This window comes from Bosea beijingensis (assembly GCF_030758975.1).
GTDB classification, from domain to species: Bacteria; Pseudomonadota; Alphaproteobacteria; order Rhizobiales; family Beijerinckiaceae; genus Allobosea; species Allobosea beijingensis.
Map to the genome: position 1 here is coordinate 1,239,944 of NZ_CP132359.1, position 19,450 is coordinate 1,259,393.

23 protein-coding genes are annotated in these 19,450 nt (G+C 67.3%); 8 read left to right on the top strand and 15 right to left on the bottom strand.

The annotated features are described in order from the left end of the window. Positions 1-101: 101 nt before the first annotated feature. Positions 102-968, bottom strand: coding sequence for an NAD(P)-dependent oxidoreductase (locus Q9235_RS06060; RefSeq protein ID WP_306225924.1), 867 nt, complete (start codon positions 966-968; stop codon positions 102-104). Positions 969-1,101: 133 nt separating this feature from the next. Between Q9235_RS06060 and map the strand changes: the two genes are divergently transcribed. Further along, positions 1,102-1,854 (top strand): type I methionyl aminopeptidase, encoded by a 753-nt coding sequence (gene map / locus Q9235_RS06065; RefSeq protein ID WP_306225925.1) that lies wholly within the window; start codon positions 1,102-1,104, stop codon positions 1,852-1,854. Between the two features lie 7 nt (positions 1,855-1,861). Here the strand turns inward: map and Q9235_RS06070 are convergent, their stop codons facing one another. From Q9235_RS06070 to Q9235_RS06085, 4 genes are all read right to left on the bottom strand, one after another. Further along, positions 1,862-2,578 (bottom strand): ABC transporter permease, encoded by a 717-nt coding sequence (locus Q9235_RS06070; RefSeq protein WP_306225926.1) that lies wholly within the window; start codon positions 2,576-2,578, stop codon positions 1,862-1,864. Next, the gene (locus Q9235_RS06075) at positions 2,575-3,285 is read right to left on the bottom strand and encodes an ABC transporter permease (RefSeq protein ID WP_306225927.1); all 711 of its coding nucleotides are present in this window, start codon (positions 3,283-3,285) and stop codon (positions 2,575-2,577) included. The genes Q9235_RS06070 and Q9235_RS06075 overlap by 4 nt, the downstream gene beginning before the upstream one ends. Positions 3,286-3,359: 74 nt before the next feature. Then, complete coding sequence (locus tag Q9235_RS06080) at positions 3,360-4,133, bottom strand: transporter substrate-binding domain-containing protein (RefSeq protein WP_306225928.1); 774 nt, start codon at positions 4,131-4,133, stop codon at positions 3,360-3,362. Between the two features lie 200 nt (positions 4,134-4,333). After that, positions 4,334-5,536: an MFS transporter gene (locus tag Q9235_RS06085; RefSeq protein WP_306225929.1), complete on the bottom strand. Its 1,203-nt coding sequence runs from the start codon at positions 5,534-5,536 to the stop codon at positions 4,334-4,336. 178 nt (positions 5,537-5,714) lie between these two features. On the opposite strand from Q9235_RS06085, the gene Q9235_RS06090 reads away from it, so the two are divergent. Next, positions 5,715-6,389 carry a spermidine synthase family protein gene (locus Q9235_RS06090; RefSeq protein ID WP_306228133.1) on the top strand — a complete coding sequence of 225 codons (675 nt, stop codon included), beginning with the start codon at positions 5,715-5,717 and terminating at the stop codon, positions 6,387-6,389. Between the two features lie 19 nt (positions 6,390-6,408). On the opposite strand, the gene Q9235_RS06095 is transcribed toward Q9235_RS06090, so the two are convergent. Genes Q9235_RS06095 through Q9235_RS06105 form a run of 3 tightly spaced genes read right to left on the bottom strand, consistent with a single transcriptional unit; the run spans position 6,409 to position 8,774 of the window. After that, entirely contained in the window at positions 6,409-7,188 is a 780-nt protein-coding gene (locus tag Q9235_RS06095) for a hypothetical protein (RefSeq protein WP_306225930.1), read from the bottom strand. Beyond that, positions 7,185-8,237 carry an agmatinase gene (speB, locus tag Q9235_RS06100; RefSeq protein ID WP_306225931.1) on the bottom strand — a complete coding sequence of 351 codons (1,053 nt, stop codon included), beginning with the start codon at positions 8,235-8,237 and terminating at the stop codon, positions 7,185-7,187. Before speB ends, Q9235_RS06095 begins: the two co-directional genes overlap by 4 nt. A gap of 15 nt (positions 8,238-8,252) precedes the next feature. Beyond that, positions 8,253-8,774 (bottom strand): GNAT family N-acetyltransferase, encoded by a 522-nt coding sequence (locus Q9235_RS06105; RefSeq protein ID WP_306225932.1) that lies wholly within the window; start codon positions 8,772-8,774, stop codon positions 8,253-8,255. A 188-nt stretch (positions 8,775-8,962) separates the two neighbouring features. On the opposite strand from Q9235_RS06105, the gene Q9235_RS06110 reads away from it, so the two are divergent. Continuing rightward, positions 8,963-10,048, top strand: coding sequence for a TRAP transporter substrate-binding protein (locus Q9235_RS06110; RefSeq protein ID WP_306225933.1), 1,086 nt, complete (start codon positions 8,963-8,965; stop codon positions 10,046-10,048). A 359-nt stretch (positions 10,049-10,407) separates the two neighbouring features. Beyond that, a complete protein-coding gene (locus Q9235_RS06115) occupies positions 10,408-10,791 on the top strand; it encodes a porin family protein (RefSeq protein WP_306225934.1) in 384 nt (127 codons plus the stop codon). Between the two features lie 192 nt (positions 10,792-10,983). On the opposite strand, the gene Q9235_RS06120 is transcribed toward Q9235_RS06115, so the two are convergent. The 5 genes from Q9235_RS06120 to Q9235_RS06140 all read right to left on the bottom strand — a co-directional run bounded on the left by Q9235_RS06120 (position 10,984) and on the right by Q9235_RS06140 (position 13,800). Then, positions 10,984-11,610: a uracil-DNA glycosylase family protein gene (locus tag Q9235_RS06120; RefSeq protein ID WP_306225935.1), complete on the bottom strand. Its 627-nt coding sequence runs from the start codon at positions 11,608-11,610 to the stop codon at positions 10,984-10,986. After that, positions 11,607-12,056 (bottom strand): hypothetical protein, encoded by a 450-nt coding sequence (locus tag Q9235_RS06125; protein ID WP_306225936.1) that lies wholly within the window; start codon positions 12,054-12,056, stop codon positions 11,607-11,609. Before Q9235_RS06125 ends, Q9235_RS06120 begins: the two co-directional genes overlap by 4 nt. A 17-nt stretch (positions 12,057-12,073) precedes the next feature. Then, on the bottom strand, positions 12,074-12,541 hold the full coding sequence (locus Q9235_RS06130; protein ID WP_306225937.1) for a hypothetical protein: 468 nt from the start codon (positions 12,539-12,541) through the stop codon (positions 12,074-12,076). Continuing rightward, a complete protein-coding gene (locus tag Q9235_RS06135) occupies positions 12,541-13,152 on the bottom strand; it encodes a glutathione S-transferase family protein (protein ID WP_306225938.1) in 612 nt (203 codons plus the stop codon). The genes Q9235_RS06130 and Q9235_RS06135 overlap by 1 nt, the downstream gene beginning before the upstream one ends. 96 nt (positions 13,153-13,248) lie before the next feature. Next, positions 13,249-13,800, bottom strand: a complete 552-nt coding sequence (locus tag Q9235_RS06140) for a thermonuclease family protein (protein ID WP_306225939.1) — start codon at positions 13,798-13,800, stop codon at positions 13,249-13,251. Positions 13,801-13,887: 87 nt separating this feature from the next. Here Q9235_RS06140 and Q9235_RS06145 point away from each other — a divergent pair, with 87 nt between their 5' ends. Beyond that, the gene (locus Q9235_RS06145; RefSeq protein ID WP_306228134.1) at positions 13,888-15,411 is read left to right on the top strand and encodes a sensor histidine kinase; all 1,524 of its coding nucleotides are present in this window, start codon (positions 13,888-13,890) and stop codon (positions 15,409-15,411) included. 90 nt (positions 15,412-15,501) lie between these two features. Further along, on the top strand, positions 15,502-16,620 hold the full coding sequence (locus Q9235_RS06150) for a D-alanine--D-alanine ligase family protein (protein WP_306225940.1): 1,119 nt from the start codon (positions 15,502-15,504) through the stop codon (positions 16,618-16,620). Between the two features lie 187 nt (positions 16,621-16,807). Here Q9235_RS06150 and cobT read toward each other — a convergent pair whose 3' ends face one another. After that, entirely contained in the window at positions 16,808-17,827 is a 1,020-nt protein-coding gene (gene cobT / locus Q9235_RS06155) for a nicotinate-nucleotide--dimethylbenzimidazole phosphoribosyltransferase (protein WP_306225941.1), read from the bottom strand. Positions 17,828-17,942: 115 nt separating this feature from the next. Here cobT and Q9235_RS06160 point away from each other — a divergent pair, with 115 nt between their 5' ends. Beyond that, complete coding sequence (locus tag Q9235_RS06160) at positions 17,943-18,788, top strand: adenosylcobinamide-GDP ribazoletransferase (protein WP_306225942.1); 846 nt, start codon at positions 17,943-17,945, stop codon at positions 18,786-18,788. Continuing rightward, on the top strand, positions 18,785-18,961 hold the full coding sequence (locus Q9235_RS06165) for a DUF1289 domain-containing protein (RefSeq protein WP_306225943.1): 177 nt from the start codon (positions 18,785-18,787) through the stop codon (positions 18,959-18,961). Before Q9235_RS06160 ends, Q9235_RS06165 begins: the two co-directional genes overlap by 4 nt. Before the next feature lie 3 nt (positions 18,962-18,964). On the opposite strand, the gene Q9235_RS06170 is transcribed toward Q9235_RS06165, so the two are convergent. Then, a complete protein-coding gene (locus Q9235_RS06170; protein WP_306225944.1) occupies positions 18,965-19,447 on the bottom strand; it encodes a GNAT family N-acetyltransferase in 483 nt (160 codons plus the stop codon). Between the last annotated feature and the right edge of the window lie 3 nt (positions 19,448-19,450).

A 19,450-nucleotide genomic window follows, 5' to 3' on the forward strand; every position in this document is an offset into this window, starting at 1 on the left:
TGTCTCACCCCGTCGTGGGTTCCGGGTTCGCGCCTCCGGCGCGCCCCGGAATGACAGGGAGGCTCTGCCCGAAGCAAAGGTGGCGCCGGGCCAGCACGGTCTCAGCCTTCGAGGCGGGCGATCAGGCTGGACGTATCCCAGCGCTTGCCGCCCATCTTCTGGACCTCGGCATAGAACTGGTCGACCAGCGCGGTGACCGGCAATTGCGCGCCGTTGCGGCGAGCCTCGTCGAGAACGATGCCGAGATCCTTGCGCATCCAGTCGACGGCAAAGCCGAAATCGAACTTGTTCTGGTTCATGGTCTTGCCGCGGTTCTCCATCTGCCAGGAGCCGGCGGCGCCCTTGGAGATGACCTCCAGCATGGTCTCGACATCGAGCCCGGCGCGCTTGGCGAAATGCACGCCCTCGGACAGGCCCTGGACGAGGCCGGCGATGCAGATCTGGTTGACCATCTTGGTGAGCTGGCCGGAGCCGGCCGGACCCATCAGCTTGCACATGCGGGCGAAGCTCGCGATCACCGGCTCGACCCGGGCATAGGTTTCCGGCTCGCCGCCGCACATCACGGTCAGCACGCCGTTCTCGGCACCGGCCTGACCGCCGGAGACGGGCGCATCGACGAAGCCGAAACCGCCCTGCTTCGCGGCCTCATAGAGCTCGCGCGCGACATTGGCGGAAGCCGTGGTGTGGTCGACGAAGACCGCGCCCTTCTCCATGCCGGCGAAGGCGCCGTTCTCTCCAATCGTCACCGAGCGCAAGTCGTCGTCGTTGCCGACGCAGCAGAAGACGATTTCCTGGCCCTTGGCGGCATCGGCCGGGGTTGGCGCCGAGAGGCCGGCATGGCGAGAGACCCATTCCTGCGCCTTCGTCGGGTTGCGGTTGTAGACGGTGACCTCATGCCCCTTGGCCTTGAGATGGCCGGCCATGGGGAACCCCATCACGCCGAGACCGATGAATGCGACTTTGGCCATGCCGAACTCCCGCTTTTCTTCGATGATGTTCAGGCTTTAGCGCGCGGGCGCCGGGCGGGAAAGGCGATTGCACGCTATCCGCCCATGCGGCTTTTCCCTTGCGGGTGCAAGGCGCGCGGCTTAGCTCCAGCCCATGACCATATCCAACGACGATGAATTGCAGGCGCTGAAGGAGATCGGCGGGATCGTGGCCCGCGCGCTCGCGACCATGGGCAAGGCGATCGAGCCCGGCATGACCACGGCCGAGCTCGACGCGATCGGCCGCGACTACCTCGAACGCCACGGCGCGCGCCCTGCCCCGGAGCTCGCCTACGAGTTCCCCGGCGCGACCTGCATCAGCGTCAACGAGGAGATCGCCCACGGCATTCCCGGCGCGCGGCGCATCCTCGCCGGTGATCTCGTCAACATCGACGTCTCCGCCGAGAAGAACGGCTTCTTCGGCGATACCGGCGCGTCCTTCGCCGTGCCACCGGTCAAGCCGAAGCTGGACCGGCTGTGCCGCGACGGCCGCCGCGCGCTCTGGGCCGGCATCGGACAGGTCGGGGCCGGCAAGCCACTGGCCGGGATCGGCCGGGCGGTCGGGCGCTTCGCCGAGAAGAACGGTTACACGCTGGTGCGCAATCTCGCGAGCCATGGCGTCGGCCGCTCGCTCCACGAGGAGCCCACGGAAATCGCGACATGGCCCGATCGAAGCGAACGCCGGACGATGACGAACGGGCTCGTCTTCACCGTCGAGCCGTTCCTGTCGCTGGGCGCTGACTGGGCGGAGAATGCCGAGGATGATCGCTGGACACTCTACAGCGATCCTTGCGCCCCCACCGTCCAGTACGAGCACACCGTCGTCGCGACCCCGCGCGGGGCGGTGATTCTCACCATGCCCGGCTGAGGCCAGATCAGCGCAGCGCCATGTGCCGGCTCAGCCTGATCTCCAGCCTGTCCCAGACGCGGCGGATGATCTCGACCAGCACCAGATAGATCAGCGCTGCATAGAGATAGATCGTGAGATCGAAGGAACGGGCGAAGGCGAGCCGCGTCGCGCCCATCAGGTCGAACAGCGTCACCAGCGAGACGATCGCGCTCGACTTGATCATCACGATCAATTCGTTGCCGAGCGGGCGCAGCGCCAGGATCATCGCCTGCGGCAGCACGACGAGGCGCAGCGTCGACCAGCGATGCAGGCCGAGCGAGAGCGCGCCCTCGAACTGCCCGCGCGGGATCGCCTGGATGGCGCCGCGCAGGATTTCGGCCTGATAGGCGGCCGTGTTGATGGTGAAGGTGAAGAGCGCGCAGAAGAACGGTTCGCGGAAGAACCACCACAGGCCGATGCCCTGCCAGAACTCGCGGAACTGGCCGAGGCCGTAATAGACGAGGAAGAGCTGGCAGAGCAGCGGCGTGCCGCGCAGGAAGGTGGTGTAGCCGCTGACCGCCATCCGCGCCCAGCGCGGGCCGTAAAGCCGAGTGATGGCAAGGCCAAGGGCAAGAAAGAAGCCGATGGCGACCGAGATCACCACGAGCTCGAAGGTGACCCAGAGGCCGCTCGCCATACGGCAGCCGTAGTTCTGCAGGACCTCGCTGCCGACGAAATACCCGGGATATTCGCACCAGTTCATCGCGTCGCTCCGCCGAAGGCGGCCTGGCCGCGATTGGTGCGCTGCTCGAGCTTGTCGATGCCCCAGGCCGAAACCAGCGAAAAGAAGAAGTAGAGCAGCATCGCCGTGCCGAAGAACAGGAACGGCTCCTTGGTCACGACATTGGCCCGTGTCGCGATGAACATGATGTCCTGCAGCGTGATCACCGAGATCAGCGAGGTCTCCTTCAGCAGCACCATCCAGTTATTGCCGAGACCGGGCAGCGCCACGCGGATCAGTTGCGGGAAGACGACGAGCCGGAAGGCCTGTGCCTTCGAGAGGCCGAGCGCCGCAGCCGCCTCACGCTGGCCCTTCTGGATCGAGTTCAGCGCACCGACCCAGACTTCGCTGGAGAAGGCGGCGAGCACCATGCCGAGCGCGACCATGCCCGCACCGAAGGGCGGGATCGAGAAACCGGTCCAGACCTTCTGCACCAGCACCTGGATGCCGAAATAGATAATGTAGAGGGTCAGAAGCTCCGGCACGCCCCGGAAGACGGTTGTATAGATCGTCGCCAGCGCCCGCAGGACCACGTAGTCGGAACGCTTCCACAGCGCGATGATGAGGCCGAGCGCAAGGCCGAACGGCAGGGTCGCGAGCGCGACCGAGATGGTGTTGGCCGCGCCTTGCAGCAGGGCCCAGCCCCAGCCGCCGGCTCCGAAGCCAAGCAGAGCGAATTTTTCGAACATGAAAGGGCCGCGCGCGAGGAACTAAAGCCCGCCGGCCCGAGGCGGCCGGCGGTTGATCGTCGTCAGATGTCAGATCAGTCGTACTTGAACCACTTGTCCTCGAGCTTCTTGTGCGAGCCGTCGGCCATGGTCTCGGCGATGGCCTTGCTGATCATGTCCTTCAGCGCCGTATCCGCCTTGCGGACCGCACCGGCGACACCGGGGCCGTGGATGGCATTATCGCGCGTCACTTCGGCAATCTTCCTGCAGCAATCCTTGCCCTTCCCCTTGAGGAAATCGGCGAGGGCAAGCGCATCGGCGACGATGTAATCGAGACGGCCGTTGAGCAGATCGAGATTGGCCTCTTCCTGGGTCGGGTAGAGGCGCGCGGTCGAGTCCTTGTAGAACTTCTCGACATAGTTGGCGTGGATCGTCGAGCCCTGCGCGCCGATCGACTTGCCCTTGAGCGCGGCCGGCGAGATGTCGTCGGACTTGGTGCTCTTCGGGCCGATCACCCAGATCGGGGTCTTGCTGTAGACCGAGGTGAAATCGACCTGCTTCTTGCGCTCGTCAGTCGCATTCATACCGGCGAAGATGACGTCGTATTTGTTGGCCTGCAGCGCCGGGATGATGCCGTCCCAGTCCTGCACGACCCAGGTACACTTCACCTTCATCTTCTCGCAGAGCAGGTTGCCGTAATCGATCTCGAAGCCCTCGAGCTCCTTCTTGGCGTTCAGGTTGTTGTAGGGCGGATAGGCGCCTTCCGTGCCGATCCGGATCTCCTTCCACTCCTTGGCCTGGGCCAGCGCCCCCGTCGCGCCGACGACCGTCAACGCCGCCGCCGCGATGAAACGAACGAAACTCTTCATGGGACCTCCGCAGATTCAGCCGGCCGGTCTTGCTGTTGTCCCGGTCCGGTTCTGTGGCGACAGATTGGGCGCAGTTTCGTTCCGCTCGCAAGAGGGAGCGGCGCAGCTTTTCGCAGCTTGCACGCCCAAAACGGCGGTTGGCGCCACAACACGACCAAAGAAGCACAGGCTCGTTCCGTGGCGGAACGGCCGCCTCCGGCTCAGCGCCGGGCGTCGAGCACAGCGACGATCCAGATCGCGAGACCACCCAGAGCCAACGCCGCGCCGACCCAGCCGGTCGAGGTCCAGCCGTAGCCGGCCGCGATCGCCATGCCGCCGAGCCAGGGGCCGAGCGCATTGGCGGTGTTGAAGGCGCTGTGGTTGAGCGCGGCGGCCAAGGTCTGGGCGTCCTCGGCGACGTCCATCAGGCGGGTCTGCAGCATGGCGCCAAGCCCGCCGCCGCTGCCGATCATGAAGATCACCAGCGAGACCGCCCAGATATTGCCGGCCGCGAATGGAAAGGCCGCGAGCCAGAAGGCGCTCCAGAGCAGCATGCCGGCCGTCGCGGGAACGAGCGCGCGATCGGCGGCCCAGCCGGCGACGAGCGTGCCGGCGGTCAGGCCCAGGCCGAAGATCGCGAGCACGACCGGCACGAGTGCAGGCGAAACCGCGGTCACCGCCATCAGCGTCGAGGCTACATAGGTGTAGACCGCGAAAAGGCCGCCGAAGCCGATCGCCCCGGTCGCCAGCGTCAGCCAGACCTGCCGGCGCTTCAGGGCGCCGAGCTCCCGCAATGGGCTCGCGCCGGGCTGGACGGTGTCGCGCGGCGCGAACAGCGCGATAAGGGCGACCGTCAGCAGCGCGAGGCCGGCGACGATGGCGAAGCCCGTGCGCCAGCCCAGCACCTGCCCCATCCAGCTCGCGGCGGGCACGCCGAGGATGGTCGCGACCGTCAAGCCGAGCATGACGCGCGCCACCGACTGCGCCCGGCGATTCGGCTGGGCGAGCGAAGCCGCGACCAGCGCCGCCACGCCGAAATAGGCGCCGTGCGGCAGACCGCTCAGGAAGCGGAAAGCCAGCATCCAGTGATAGGTCGGAGCGAGCGCGCTCAGGGCATTGCCGAGCGCGAAGAGGCCCATCAGGCCGATCAGCAGCGTGCGCCGCGGAATCCGGGCCGCCAGCACGGCGATCAGCGGCGCGCCGATGACGACGCCGAGCGCATAGATGCTGATGACATGGCCCGCGGTCGGCTCGTCGATACCGAGGCCGGCCGAGAAATAGGGCAGCAGGCTCATCGTCGCGAATTCGGTGGTGCCGATGGCGAAGCCGCCCATGGCGAGCGCGAACAGCACGAGCCCAGCCGAGGCGGGCGCCGGGGCGGACGCGGATACGTCCAGGCTGCGATCATTCGCGGCGAGCGTCATAGCGGACTTTCACGGAAAGCAGCGACGATGCTGCAACGCAACATGAAATAGCCATGCACCGTCAAACGATCAACGGCGGCCATGACGATATTTCATGCAATCAGCGCATATCGTTTTGGCTACCGGGCGGGCGGGCCGAATGCGCTATAAGGCGGCTTCCCAGACAGGCGAGAGCGACGTGATACCCTGGACCACCCTCGATACCGCAGTCTTGCCGGATGGCAGCGGCGACCTCAGACTGAAGCAGCGCGGCACCGAATTCTCGATCATGCTCGGCAGCAACGAGCTGATGAACAGCCGCCTCAGCGGCTCGGAAGAGGCGCTGGCGACACTGGTTTGCGACCGGCTGGGGCAGCGCAGGCAGCCCAGTATCCTGATCGGCGGGCTGGGCATGGGCTTCACGCTCAGGGCCGCGCTCAGCCATCTGCCTGATGATGCGCAGGTGGAGGTGGCGGAGCTGATTCCCGCCGTCGTCGCCTGGGCGCGCGGGCCGATGTCCGCGGTCTTCGCCGGCTGCCTCGACGATGCCCGCGTGCGGGTGAACGTCACCGACGTCGCCGCCGCGATCGTCAACGGCAAGGGGCGCCACGACGCCATCCTGCTCGATGTCGACAATGGCCCGGAAGGATTGACCGTGGCCGGCAACGACCAGCTCTACGGAGCAGCGGGGCTGCATGCCGCCAAGGCCGCGCTGCGGCCCGGCGGCATCCTGGCGGTCTGGTCCTCGGGACCGGACCATGGCTTCACGCGGCGCTTGCGCCAGGCCGGCTTCGCCACCGAAGAGGTCACGGCCCGCGCCCGCCGCACCGGCGGCGGCGCGCGCCATGTGATCTGGCTGGCGACGCGCCCCTGAAAAGCGGGCGGTGCCTCGCTCAGTTGACGAGGCAGAAGGTCTCGCAGGGAGCGGCCGTCACGGCCGTGGCGAAATCCGAGATCGCCTTCTGTGCTTCCGGCTTCAGGGTCGGACGGACCGCCTGGAGCGCCGACACAAGCGCGCTGCGGTCCGGCGGAGCGAGCGCGCTGGCGATGCCGGCGGCATTCGCGGCGAAGGCCTGCGCGATCAACAGGCGATTCGCATCCCGCAACTCGGGGCTGCGCAGCGCCAGCGCCGAGCCGACGACGATCTCCTGAAGGCCGAGCCGCATCTCCCGCAGGCCGCGCGCGCGCTCCTCGGTCTTGTCCTGCTCCCTCAGCTTGACGGCGAAATCGTTGATCGCCGACAGGACGCCGCCCGCGGCCTGGAGCAGGAAGACGCGCGTCCGGGTCAACTCGTCCTGGAATTCGACGGCATTCGCCGCCTGATCCGGGGCCTTCCGGCCCGGCTGCGGCGAGAACAACGCATAGGCCTGCAGGATGCTGGTTTGCTTCTTCACGAAATCGAGCAGCGTCTGCAGGTCGTCGGCGCCATAGGGCGGCTTGCCGAGGATGGCCTGAGCGTTCCAGACATCTACAAGAACCTTGCCATCGACCGGGTCCGACAGCCGCGGCAGGCTGGGCTTGCCGTCATACAGCTTGAACAGCGATTCGACGGAGGCGTAGGCGGCATCCATGTAGGCCTTGCCGTTGGCGGGCACCTCGGCGCGGGCGGCCGGGGCCAGCAGGCAAAGCCCGCCCAGCGCGGCGACCCGCGCGATCGATCGAATCCGAATCATGGTCTTCCTTTTCCCGCGGCGCGCGCTTCAGCCAACAGGCAGAGCTCGGTGAAAAGCACCTGCGCCGCACACTGCGCCGTATTGCTGGTCGCGTCATATTGCGGGGCGACTTCTACGACATCTGCGGCGACGATGTCGCGTCCCTTCAGCGCCCGCAAGATCGCCAGCGCCTCGCGCGGGCTCAAGCCGCCCACTTCCGGCGTGCCGGTGCCCGGCGCGAAGCCCGGATCGAGCGAATCGACATCGAAGGAGACATAGGTCGGCCCGTCGCCGATCACGGCGAGCGCCTTGGCGATCACGGCGTCCAGGCCGAGATCATCGACCTCGTTGGCGTGGATCACGGTCATGCCGGACTCGTAGGAGAACTCCCAGAGATATTCGGCGCCGCCGCGGATGCCGATCTGGATCACGCGCTCGGGATCGAGCACGCCGTCGAGCACGGCCTGCCTGAACGGCCCGCCATGGTGGAATTTCGAGCCCTCGAAGGGGCCGGAGGTGTCGCAATGGGCGTCGATATGCACCATGCCGACCGGGCGCTTCGCGCCGACCGCCTTCAGGATCGAATAGGTGATCGAATGGTCGCCGCCGACCGCGAGCGGCGAGACGCCGGCCTCGACGATCGTCCGGAAGGTCGCCTCGATATCCTCGTGGCAGCTTTCCAGCGAATAGCGCGAGCGGAAGGGCACGTCGCCGATATCGGCCGCCTTCAGCATGGTGAAGGGCGCGGTGCCCAGCGCATGGTCCATCGGACCCATGCGCTCGATGGCGCGGACGGCGCGTGGCCCGAGGCGGGCGCCGGCACGGTTGGTGACGCCGAGATCCATGGGCACGCCGATGATCGCGACATCGAGCCCGCCGAGACCGGGCGCGGCCAGGGCATCGGGACGATAGGGCGCACCGACGAAGGTCGCGACATCGGCGAAGGGCCATTTGCGCTTGTCGCCCGTGAACTGGGCCGCGGCCACCTTGGCGAAATGCGGATCGTTGATATCGCCGCCGCCAGTGCCGGCATAACGCTGCCGCAGCTTCGCGAGCCTGTCCTGATCCATGCCGGCCTCCCCGCCTTACGCCCTTCCGCCGGGGATGCGCTCCAGCATCACCACCGGCCCGTTCTGGTAATCGACCTGTCCGAAGCTCTTGTAGCCGAGCTTGTACGCGACGCGGAAGGAGGCAAGGTTATCCGGCGCGATGATGCAGACGCTGCGCTTTTCGCCATGGGTCGCGGCGAACCAGCGATGGGCCGCAGCCGCCGCCTCGCCCGCATAGCCTTTGCCGTGCGCGGCGCGCGCCAGGATCCAGCCGGCTTCGGGCGCATTATCGAAATCGGGGGACAGGCCCCGGCAGCCGTCGAACAGTCCGACCTCGCCGACCAGGGCGCCGCTGCTCTTCTCGACGACTGCGAACATGCCGTAGCCGCGCAGGGTCCACTGGCCGACGAGGCGGGCCAGCCGATGCCAGGCTTCCTCGCGGTTCAGCGCCCGGCCGCCGAGGAAACGGAGGATATCGGGGTCGCTGCGCATCGCGTGGATCGCGTCCAGATCGTCGATTTCGGGACGGCGCAGGCGCAGGTTTTCGGTCTCGATCATGCCCGCTTTAACCACCCCCGGAGAAGCGCGCCAAGATGAGGGCGGAAACTAGCCGAAAGTCGCAAGAATTGGCGATGAAATCCCTCGCACTTCGAAAATCCATTCGCTACAACCCGATTCCGAACGCCGGGCGGCAGAAGCTGTTTCGAAACGCCCGCACCCGCCAGACATCCGAGGAGAGTCTCTAGATGAAGCGTCGTCAGTTTATCCAGACCGCCGCGGCCGGCGCCGCTGCTACCGCGGTCGCCATGCCGGCCGTCGCCCAGTCGAGCCCGGAAATCAAATGGCGCCTGGCGTCGAGCTTCCCGAAGTCCCTCGACACGATCTATGCCGGCGCCGAGATCATGGCGAAGATGGTCTCCGAGCTGACAGACGGGAAGTTCCAGATCCAGGTCTTCGCGGCCGGTGAAATCGTCCCGGCGCTGCAGGCGGCCGACGCGGTGACCAACAACACCGTCGAGATGGCCCATACCGTCTCGTATTACTATGTCGGCAAGGACCCGACCTTCGCGGTCGCCGCCTCGGTGCCGTTCGGCCTCAATGCCCGCCAGCAGAACGCCTGGCTGTTCCAGAACGGCGGCAACGAGCTGTTCAACGAATTCTACAAGAAGTTCAACATCCACGGCATTCCCTGCGGCAATACCGGCGCGCAGATGGGCGGCTGGTTCCGCAAGGAGATCAAATCGGTCGCCGACATCCAGGGCCTGAAGATGCGCATCGGCGGCATCGCCGGCTCGGTGCTGCAGAAGCTCGGCCTCGTGCCGCAGCAGCTCGGCGGCGGCGACATCTATCCGGCGCTCGAGAAGGGCACGATCGACGGCGCCGAGTGGGTCGGCCCCTATGACGACGAGAAGCTCGGCTTCTCGAAGGTCGCGCCGTACTACTACTACCCGGGCTTCTGGGAGGGCGGGCCGACCGTCCACGCCTTCGTCAACCTGGAGAAGTGGAACGCCCTGCCGAAGGCCTACCAGGCCGCGCTGACCGCCGCCTGCACCTATGCCAACACGCAGATGGCCGCGCGCTACGACGTGGTGAACCCACCGGCGCTGAAGCGCCTCGTCGCGGCCGGCACGCAGCTTCGCCCGTTCCCGCAGGACGTGATGGAAGCCTGCCTCAAGGCCTCCAACGAGCTCTATGCCGAGATCTCGGCCAAGAACCCCGACTTCAAGAAGGCGATCGAGGCCATGGCCGCCTTCCGCTCCGACCAGTATCTCTGGTGGCAGGTCGCCGAGCTCAGCTTCGACGTCTTCCAGGTCCGCACCCGCGCTCGCTGAGCGCTCCGGCGCGACGACCCTCGACGATGCAAGGCCCGGCGCAAGCCGGGCCTTTTTTCGTCTACGGCAGAGGCGGGGAAAGTCATCGATCGCGTTGAGGCGAAACTCCCCGCTGAATCATGACAAATCCGCATGATCGCCATGTGGATAGAGCTTGCGCCGACCATGGAGCAGGCCGACAATCTCCTGATCCGCTCGCGCGTTTCGAACCAGCTCTGATTCAACAGAGCCCGTAGCGCGAGGGATACTCACCCCGGCGCACGCCGGGGTTTTTCTGTCTGACGATCCTGTCGTTCGGTCTTGCCATAACTGCGCCTTGCTGGCTCAGTAACGGAAATCGTCGCCACGGATCTCAGCCAATGCTCCGCACCGCTCTCGCCCTGCTCCTGACCGGCTTCGCGACGGCTGCTTCGGCACAGTCGATCGGCGAGCCGCTGCCGCGGAAATCCGCGCCTTACGAGGCCTCCGCGAAACCGGCCGCCAAGCCCGGCACAGCCGCCCGCCCTTGCCCCGAATACGGCGCGGGCTTCATCCGTGTGGAAGGCTCGGCGTTCTGCGTGCGGGCGGGCGGTGCCGTCCGCGCCGAGTTCGGCCGGAGCTCCCGCAACGGCTATGGCAGCCGGGCCGACGGGATGGTCTATCTCGAAAGCCGCGGCCAGACCGCGCTCGGCCCGGTCCGCTCGGTGGTCAGCGTGCGCGGACAGGTCAATCGCGGGCTCGATTCCGGCCCGTTCCGGTATTGACCATCATCAGCGCCACCCTTGTCATTCCGGGGCTTCGCGCAGCGAAGAGCCCGGAACCCACGACTGGGCGAGCCATTTGCAACGAGGCATAGGACGCTTCACCCAGTCGTGGGTTCCGGGTTCACGCCTTCGGCGCGCCCCGGAATGACAAGGGGGTGGTTTGAAAGCGCTGCGATCAAGCATCCACGCCACTTACCGCAGCAGGCGCGCCACTTCTTCCCGCAAGACCGGCACGAGATCTTCCTCGAACCACGGATTGCGTTTGAGCCAGGCATTGTTGCGCCAGGACGGGTGCGGCAAGGGCAGGACGCGTGGAAACACCGGCCGAGCGAGGATCTCACGCCAGTTCGCGACAGTGACGGAGAGATTGGCCGCCTCCTTCGGGCCGAGATGCCAGTCCTGGGCATAGCGCCCGATCGCCAGCACCAGCTCGATCCGGGGCAATACCGCGAAAACCCTGGCTCGCCAGGTCGGCGCGCATTCCCGCCGGGGCGGCTTGTCGCCACCCTTGGCGTCCAGGCCGGGAAAACAGAACCCCATCGGCACCACGGCGACCTTCGCCGCATCGTAGAAAACCGTCTCGTCCATCCCGAGCCAGTTGCGCAGTCGCACACCCGAGGGATCGGTGAAGGGTCGGCCGCTGGCATGGACGCGCGTTCCCGGCGCCTGGCCGGCGATGCAGACCCGCGCCGTCTCCGACGCCTGGATCACCGGGCGGGGCTGATGCGGCAAGGGCGGCAGGTAGAGCGGCGCGTCGAGGCAGATGCGGCAGGCGCGCAACTCGGCCAGCACCCCGGCAAGCGTCTCTTCAGCGCTCATCGGCGCGCCAGCCGCGACCGCCCCGGCGCCTGCGAGATCAGGCCGTCGCAGACCCAATCAGATTTCTTGGCGGCGTAATCATAAGGATCGCCCTTCTCGATGCGGGCGAGGCCGTTGATCCGGCCGCTCGGACGGCTGCGGATGACGATCAGGTCGCCGCTGGTCTCGATTGTGAAGCAATAGGTGCGGCGCTTGTCCTGCGGGCCGTAATAGTAGCAGACGGCGTCCGCCGTCGTGGTCCAGCAGGCATCGGTGTTCGTCACATCGCGATTGTGCCCGCTCGCCCGGCCATCGGGGTGATGATATTCGCTGAACGGCAGGTTGCTGCCGGAATAGCGGCCCGAGACGGTGTTGCCCTCGAAGAGCTGCTTGATCTGATCGCCGTTCAACCGCTCGACAGCCGAAGCCTGCACCGCCGCGAGCAGGCTCAACATGAGCACGGCCATGCTTGCCAATCGGGACATCAGCGCCGCGCCAGCCTCCGGCTCATCGGGAGCTCGGGTGCCCGCGAGATCAGCCCGTCGCAATACCAGGGCGTGCCGTTATCGCTGTGGTTGCGGGGATTGCCGAGCTCGACCTTGGCCAGCGCGTTGACCATGCCGTTGCCGCTGTTGCGCAGCACGTAGAGATCGCCACTCATCTCGACCGAGAAGCAATGCACCGTCCGGTCGGTCTGTGGGCCGTAATAATAGCAGATGCGGTCCGGCTTGGTGATCCAGCAGGCATCGGTATTGGCCTGCCAGCCGTTATGGCCGAGCGCCTGGCCGTTGGGGTCGTGGTACTCGGTGAAGAAGCCGCCATTGGTGTAGCGGCCGGAGACCGTGTTGCCGCGGAAGGCGCGCTCGATCGCCTCGCCGCTCAGCCTTTCGGCAGCCGGCGCGAGTGTCGGAACGGCTAGGACGGCGAGCAGGGCCAGGACGAAGCGCCGCATCAGACCTTCCAGCTCGGCCGGCCGGACAATTCGCCATGCCAGCGGCGGATATGGACGAAATCCTCGGGCAGCGGCACGCGCGACGGCTTCATGAAATCGATGGCGATGCCGGCGGTGATATCCGCAACCGTCAGGGCGTCGCCGCAGACGAAGGGGTTGGCGGCAAGCTGCAATTCGAGCAGCCAGAGATGGTCGTCCATCTGGTCGCGGTTGGCCTCGGCCCATTCCGGTACCTGCTCCTCCAGCTCGGCCATCGACGGATGGCTGTGGCGGAAGATCGCGGCGACGCTGGCGAAGAGGCCAAGCTCGACGCGCCGGTTCCACATCTCGATCGTCGCCTGCTCCTTGGCGTCGCGGCCAAAAAGCGGCGGCTCAGGATGCAGCGCTTCGACGTAGCGGCAGATCGCGATGGTCTCGGCCAGGGCCGTGCCGTCGTCGAGCTCGAGGACCGGCAGGCGCTGGGCCGGGTTTATCCGTGTGAACGCCTCGGTCTTGTGCTCCTTCTTGGCTATGTCGACCGGCACGAGCTCCGGCAGGGCTATGCCCTTCTCCGCGAAGAAGATGCGGACCCGTCGTGGATTCGGCGCCCGCCCGCCGTCATAGAGCTTCATCAGATATTCTCCGTCTGCCGCCGTACCGGATCACGGCCCGCGCCGGAAGGTCAACCGGATTGCCGCCGCTTCATGACGCGAGCATGGCGGAGAACCTCAACGCGAGTTGTTGCGGCGCCAGGTTTCCGGACGCTCGAACTGCGTCGCCCAGATGCCGCGGCCGGCGGCGCGTGCCGCGTCCTCCTCGGCACGATAGGCGCCGTAGGAGACGGCATGGCCTTCCCGCACCAGCGTCGCGTTGATGTCGGTCTCGCCCTGCCGGCAACGGGCAAGACCACGGCCGTAGCGATCGGCCTTGCCGATCTCGCAATGCGTGACGCTGCGCGCCAGCATCGCCTGCAGCGCGCGCCGCGCCTCGCGCCCGCAAGCGACCGGCCTGCCGTCGCGTGCCGTGCAGCTCTGGCGGTATTCGGGTGCGTCGATCCCTTCCAGCCGCAACTCCTCGCCGAGGAGCCTGACCGAATCGCCGTCGATCGCCTGGGCGGCGCCGACGAGCTCGCGCGCCGGGCCGAGGCGGTATTGCAGGATCGCGCCGGCGAGCGCGAGAAAACCGAGCAGGCCGAGCGCCACGACGAAGTCGACCGGCCGGCCGACGCGGCGCCAGCCGAAGGGTCCATAGCGGGAGCGACCGAATCCGAAGGGAGCCATCAGGAAGAGCTTAACGATTTGGTGGCCATGATGGCGAGCCGGCCCCTGCATGCCGCAGCGGCCGAACGAGGATACACGCTCCCGATCATGGCGGAAGTGACGGCCGAACAGGTGCAGCGCGGGCGCGGACCCGACCCCTCGGCCGTGGCACGCCGCAAGCTGGTCACGCGCGAGGTCAGATTCGCGCGCGAACGGCTGACCTCCTCGACGGGGCTGGAACGCGCCTTCGACAACGAATTGCTGCGCGTCTTCGCGCAATACCGGATCGCGGGCTCGGCCGGCACGCTCGTTCTCGTGCTCAGCATCGCCGCGGCCTCCTGCCTCTGGCTGCCCACGCCGCTCGTCGCGGTCTGGAGCGGCGCCGTCCTGCTCACGACGATGATCATCGTGCTGATCGCACGGCGCTTCCTCGCCAAGGCTCCGGACGAAGTCCGCCTGAAGTTCTGGCGCCGGCTCTTCGCCTTCGCCGAGGGCATGCACGGCCTCGCCTGGTCGCTCCTGCTGCTGCTGTTCGTCCCGATCGATGCGTCCGGCGCCAAGGTCTTCGTCACAACCGCCCTGCTGATCGTGAGCGCGCTCACCGTCATGCTGTCGGCCACGATCCCGATCGCGGTCTATGCCGGGCTGGCGCCGATCATCGTCGGGATCATGGTCTTCTTCTGGGACCGGCGCGACATGGACAGCGTCACCATGGCGCTGATGGCGGCATCGGCACAGCTCTTCTTCATCTTCCTGGCCAACCGCCTCTATGCGAGCTCGGTCTCATCGATCGCCTTCAGGGCCGAGAAGGATGCACTGATCGCGGAACTGGAAACCGCCAACGCCAATTCGGACGAGGCACGGCGCAAGGCCGAAGAGGCCAACCTCGCCAAATCGCGCTTCCTTGCGACGATGAGCCATGAACTGCGCACGCCGCTCAACGCCATCCTCGGTTTTTCCGAGGTGATGAAGAACGAGATCTTCGGCGCCCATGCCAATGCTGCCTACAAGGAATACTCGGCCGATATCCACGGCTCGGGCCAGCATCTGCTCAACCTGATCAACGAGATCCTCGACCTGTCGCGCATCGAGGCCGGCAAATACGAGCTGAACGAGGAAGCGCTTTCGCTGCCGACCATCGTCGAGGATTGCCAGCACATGCTGGCGCTGCGCGCCAAGGCCAAGGGCCAGAGCATCCGGGCGCTGGCCGAGCCGCAACTGCCGCGTGTCTGGGCCGACGAGCGCGCGATCCGGCAGGCCGTGCTCAACGTGCTTTCGAACGCGATCAAATTCACGCCCCAGGGCGGCGAGATCACGATCAAGGTCGGCTGGACCGCGACCGGGGGGCAATATGTCTCGGTCACCGATACCGGCCCCGGCATCCCCGAGAACGAAATCCCGATCGTGATGCAGAGCTTCGGGCGCGGTTCGCTTGCGATCAAGACCGCCGAGCAGGGCTCGGGCCTCGGCCTGCCGATCGTCAAGGGCCTGATCGACCTGCATGGCGGCGGCTTCCACCTGAAGTCCAAGCCGCGCGCCGGCACCGAGGTGACGATCACGCTGCCGGCCGAGCGCGTCATGGACACGCTCGCCGCCCTGCCCGAGCCGAAGACGAAGCCGCGGGCGGCCTGATCCTTCCGCCCGAATCTCGCCCCATCGCTCGGCGACATCCTTTCACCACCTCGCCCAGACACCTCCTCCAGCCTCTCGGACCCTCGGATCATGAACCGGAAAACGCGCGTCGCCGTGCTCTATGGGGGCAAGTCGGGCGAGCATGAGGTGTCGCTGAAATCGGCGGCGTCCGTCCTGCGCTATATCGACCGCGAGCGCTTCGAGCCCGTGCCGGTCAGCATCGACAAGCAGGGCCGCTGGCAATGCCACGACCTGCGCCGGATCGAGGGGGCCAATACCGAGAGCCTGCCGATCCCGGCGGACTCGCCGATGATCCGGCTGGAGCCGCAGGGCGAGCGCACCGCGATTCTTCCCTCCGATAGCGCGGCGCCGGCGATCGCGCCGGTCGATGTCGTGTTCCCGGTGATCCACGGCCCGCTCTGCGAGGACGGGGCGATGCAAGGCCTGCTGGAGCTGGCCGGCGCCGCCTATGTCGGCTCGGGCGTGCTGGCCTCGGCCGTCGGCATGCACAAGGACATTGCCAAGCGGCTGGCGGCGCTCGCCGGGCTGCCGGTCGCACCCTATCTCGCCCTGTCGCGGCGCGACTGGCGGCACGATCCGGAAGGATCGGCCAAGGCGGCGCAGGAGCGGCTCACGCTCCCCGTCTTCGTCAAGCCCTGCAACATGGGCTCCAGCGTCGGCGTCCATAAGGTGAAGAGCTGGGAGGCGCTCAGTGCCGCGCTCGACGACGCCTTCCAGTACGATACCAAGGTGCTGATCGAGCAGGGCATCGACGCCCGCGAGATCGAGGTCGCGGTGCTCGACGGCGACCCGCCGGTCGCGAGCGTCGCCAGCGAGCTCAATGCCGGGCCGCAGCACGAGTTCTATTCCTACGAGGCCAAATATATCGACCAGGACGGCGCCAGCGTAGACCTGCCGGCCAAGCTCGATGCCGAGCAGATGGCGCGCGTGCGGCAGCTCGCGATCGACGCCTTTCTCGCGCTGGAATGCAACGGGCTGGCGCGGGTCGACTTCTTCCTCGATCGCCGGAGCGGCGCCTTCTACTTCAACGAGATCAACACGCTGCCGGGCTTCACCGCGATCAGCATGTACCCGAAGATGATGGAGGCCTCAGGCCTGCCCTACCCCGCGCTCATCACCCGCCTGATCGAGCTGGCGCAGGAACGCCATGCCGAGCGGGCGGGACTGAAGACGGATTACGCGGGGTAGCGAGGGGGTGGACGCCTGCTCCTGGCGGCTTCGAGCTCTACCGTTGTCATTCCGGGGCTTCGCGTAGCGAAGAACCCGGAACCCACGACTGGGTGAACCCTTGGCAACCGCATGATCGCGAACGTGAACCCAGTCGTGGGTTCCGGGCTCACGCCTGCGGCGTGCCCCGGAATGACAATGGTGCCGCCTACCCCTTCCGCGCCACCTGCGCCTGCTCGAAGGTCGCCATGCCCGAGTGGACCGAGGCCGCCGCCTTGACGAGGCCGGCGGCGAGCGCTGCGCCCGAACCCTCGCCGAGGCGCATATCCAGCGCCAGCAGCGGCACCTTGCCGAGACGGGCAAGCACATCGGCATGGGCGCCCTCGGCCGAGAGATGGCCGGCGATGCAGTGGTCGATGGTCGAGGGTTCGATCGCGTGCAGGATCGCGGCAGCGGCCGTCACGACATAGCCGTCGAGGATCACCGGGATGCGCTGCGAGCGGGCGGCGATGATCGCGCCGCAGATCGCCGCGACCTCGCGTCCGCCGAGGCGGCGCAGCACTTCGAGCGGGTCCTTGAGATGGGCGCGGTGCAGGGCAAGACCCGCCTCCACTGCCGCGACCTTGCGCTTGAAGCCTTCGTCGTCGATGCCGGTGCCGCGGCCGCACCAATGCGCGGCGTCGCCGCCATAGAGAGCCGCGTAGATCGCCGCCGCCGAGGTGGTGTTGCCGATGCCCATCTCGCCGAGGCAGAGCAGGTCGGTGCCTCCGACGAGCGCCTCCATGCCGAAGGCCATGGTGGCGACGCAGGCGCGCTCGTCGAGCGCGTCGGTTTGCGTGAAATCGCCCGTCGGCAGGTCGAGCGCGAGATCGAAGACCTTGAAGCCGAGATCGTAGGCCGCGCAGATCTGGTTGATCGCCGCACCGCCGGCGGCGAAATTCTCCAGCATCTGGCGCGTCACCGCCTGCGGATAGGCCGAGACGCCTTGCGCCACCACGCCATGATTGCCGGCGAAGACGCAGACCAGCGGGCGGCGCACCTCAGGCGGTGCCTTGCCCTGCCAGGCGGCGAGCCATTCGGCGATCTCCTCCAGGCGGCCGAGGCTGCCGGCCGGCTTGGTGAGGTTGGCATCGCGGGCGCGCACCGCATTCGCCGCCGCCATGTCGGGGCTGGGCATCGCGGCGATGAGGTCGCGGATATCGTCGAAGGGCAATCCGGAGGCGGCCATGGTCAAATCCATCACGCGAGAACGCCGCATCAGCGCATCGGCATGGCGGCAGGATTGACGCTGCTGCTATAGGGTCGGGAGCGTGAAGACAATCGAGCGGGACGACGCGGCAGGCATGGCTGAAGCCGAAACCACGAGCGAGACGCCCCCGCCGGACTGGCCGGGCTGGGGAATCGCGACCGCGATCTGCCTGCGCTTCTGGTCGCGCCTGCCAGTGCCGCTGCTGCCGGGCGAGAACGACGGGCACGGCATACCGGATTTCCGCGAGGTGCCGCGCGCCCTCCCCTTCGCCGCGCTGATCATCGCCGCGCCGGCCGCGCTGATCGCGCTGGGCGCGGGGCTGGCCGGCTTGAGCGGCTTCGTCGTAGCGGCGCTGGCGCTGACGGCGATGGCGCTGACCACCGGCGCGTTTCATGAGGACGGGCTGGCCGACACCGCCGACGGGCTATTCGGCGGGCATACGGTCGAGCGCCGGCTGGAGATCATGAAGGACAGCCGCATCGGCTCCTATGGCGCGCTGGCGCTGGGGCTGTCGCTCATGCTGCGGGCGAGCCTGATCGCGATGATCCTCGACCGCTCCGGCGCCTGGGCCGCGGCGGCGACTGTGCTCGTCGCCGCGCCATGGTCCCGCGCCGAGGGTCTGTTCATGCTGGCGACCCAGCCGGCGGCGCGCAGCACCGGCGCGGCGGCAGCCGTCGGCCAGCCGACGGTGCTGACAGCGCGGATCGCGCTGGGCTTGAGTCTCTTCCTCGCGACGGGAATCGGGCTCGCGGCGGAACTGCCGATCACGGGCCTGCTGATCGGCTTCGCGCTGGCGCATGGCGCGGCGGCGGTGCTGTCGCGGATGGCGCGACGGCTCATCGGCGGGCAGACGGGAGATATTCTCGGGGCTGCCCAGCAATTCGCCGAGATCGCGATCTATCTCGGCCTGGCGCTCGCGATCGGATGGCCGGGACGATGACCGGCGCCTCGACGCCCTGCATCAAGGTCTGCGTCATCGATCCCGCGAGCAAGCTCTGCGAGGGCTGCGGACGGACGCTCGCAGAGATCGCACAATGGGGCCGCTTGAGCGAAGCCGAGCGACTGGCGATCATGGCGCTGCTGCCGAAGCGATTGGCCGATCGCAGGGCCTGAAGGTCAGTCCTCGGCCGCACCGGCCAGACCGGCCAGCGCTTCGCCGGTCAGGCGATAGAACACCTTCTTCGGATAGGCGGCCGCGCCGAGGCCGTCATAGAAGCGCAGCAGCGCTGCGTCGTCGGCATCCGCCGTCCAGTCGATGCGGCGATGGCCACGCTCCAGCGCGAGTTCGGCCAGCGCCGTCATCAGTCTCCGGCCGAGCCTGGCGCCGCGCGCCGCGTCGGCGACGTAAATCTCCTTGAGGAAGAAGCCGCTCTTCAGGCCCGGCCCCGGATAGAGGTTGCAGGCCGAGGCGAAACCGAGCACTGCCTCGCCCTTCACCGCGATCAGGATGTCGACGCCGGCCGGCAAAGCCGCCAGCCCGGCGAGGATCTCCGCCACCGGCGGGCACGGCACGCTGTAATGCCCCTGCATCTCGACCATCAATGCGGCCAGCGCCTCATGGTGCTCGGGCTGCAGCAGCCGGATCGTCGTCTCGCTCATGGC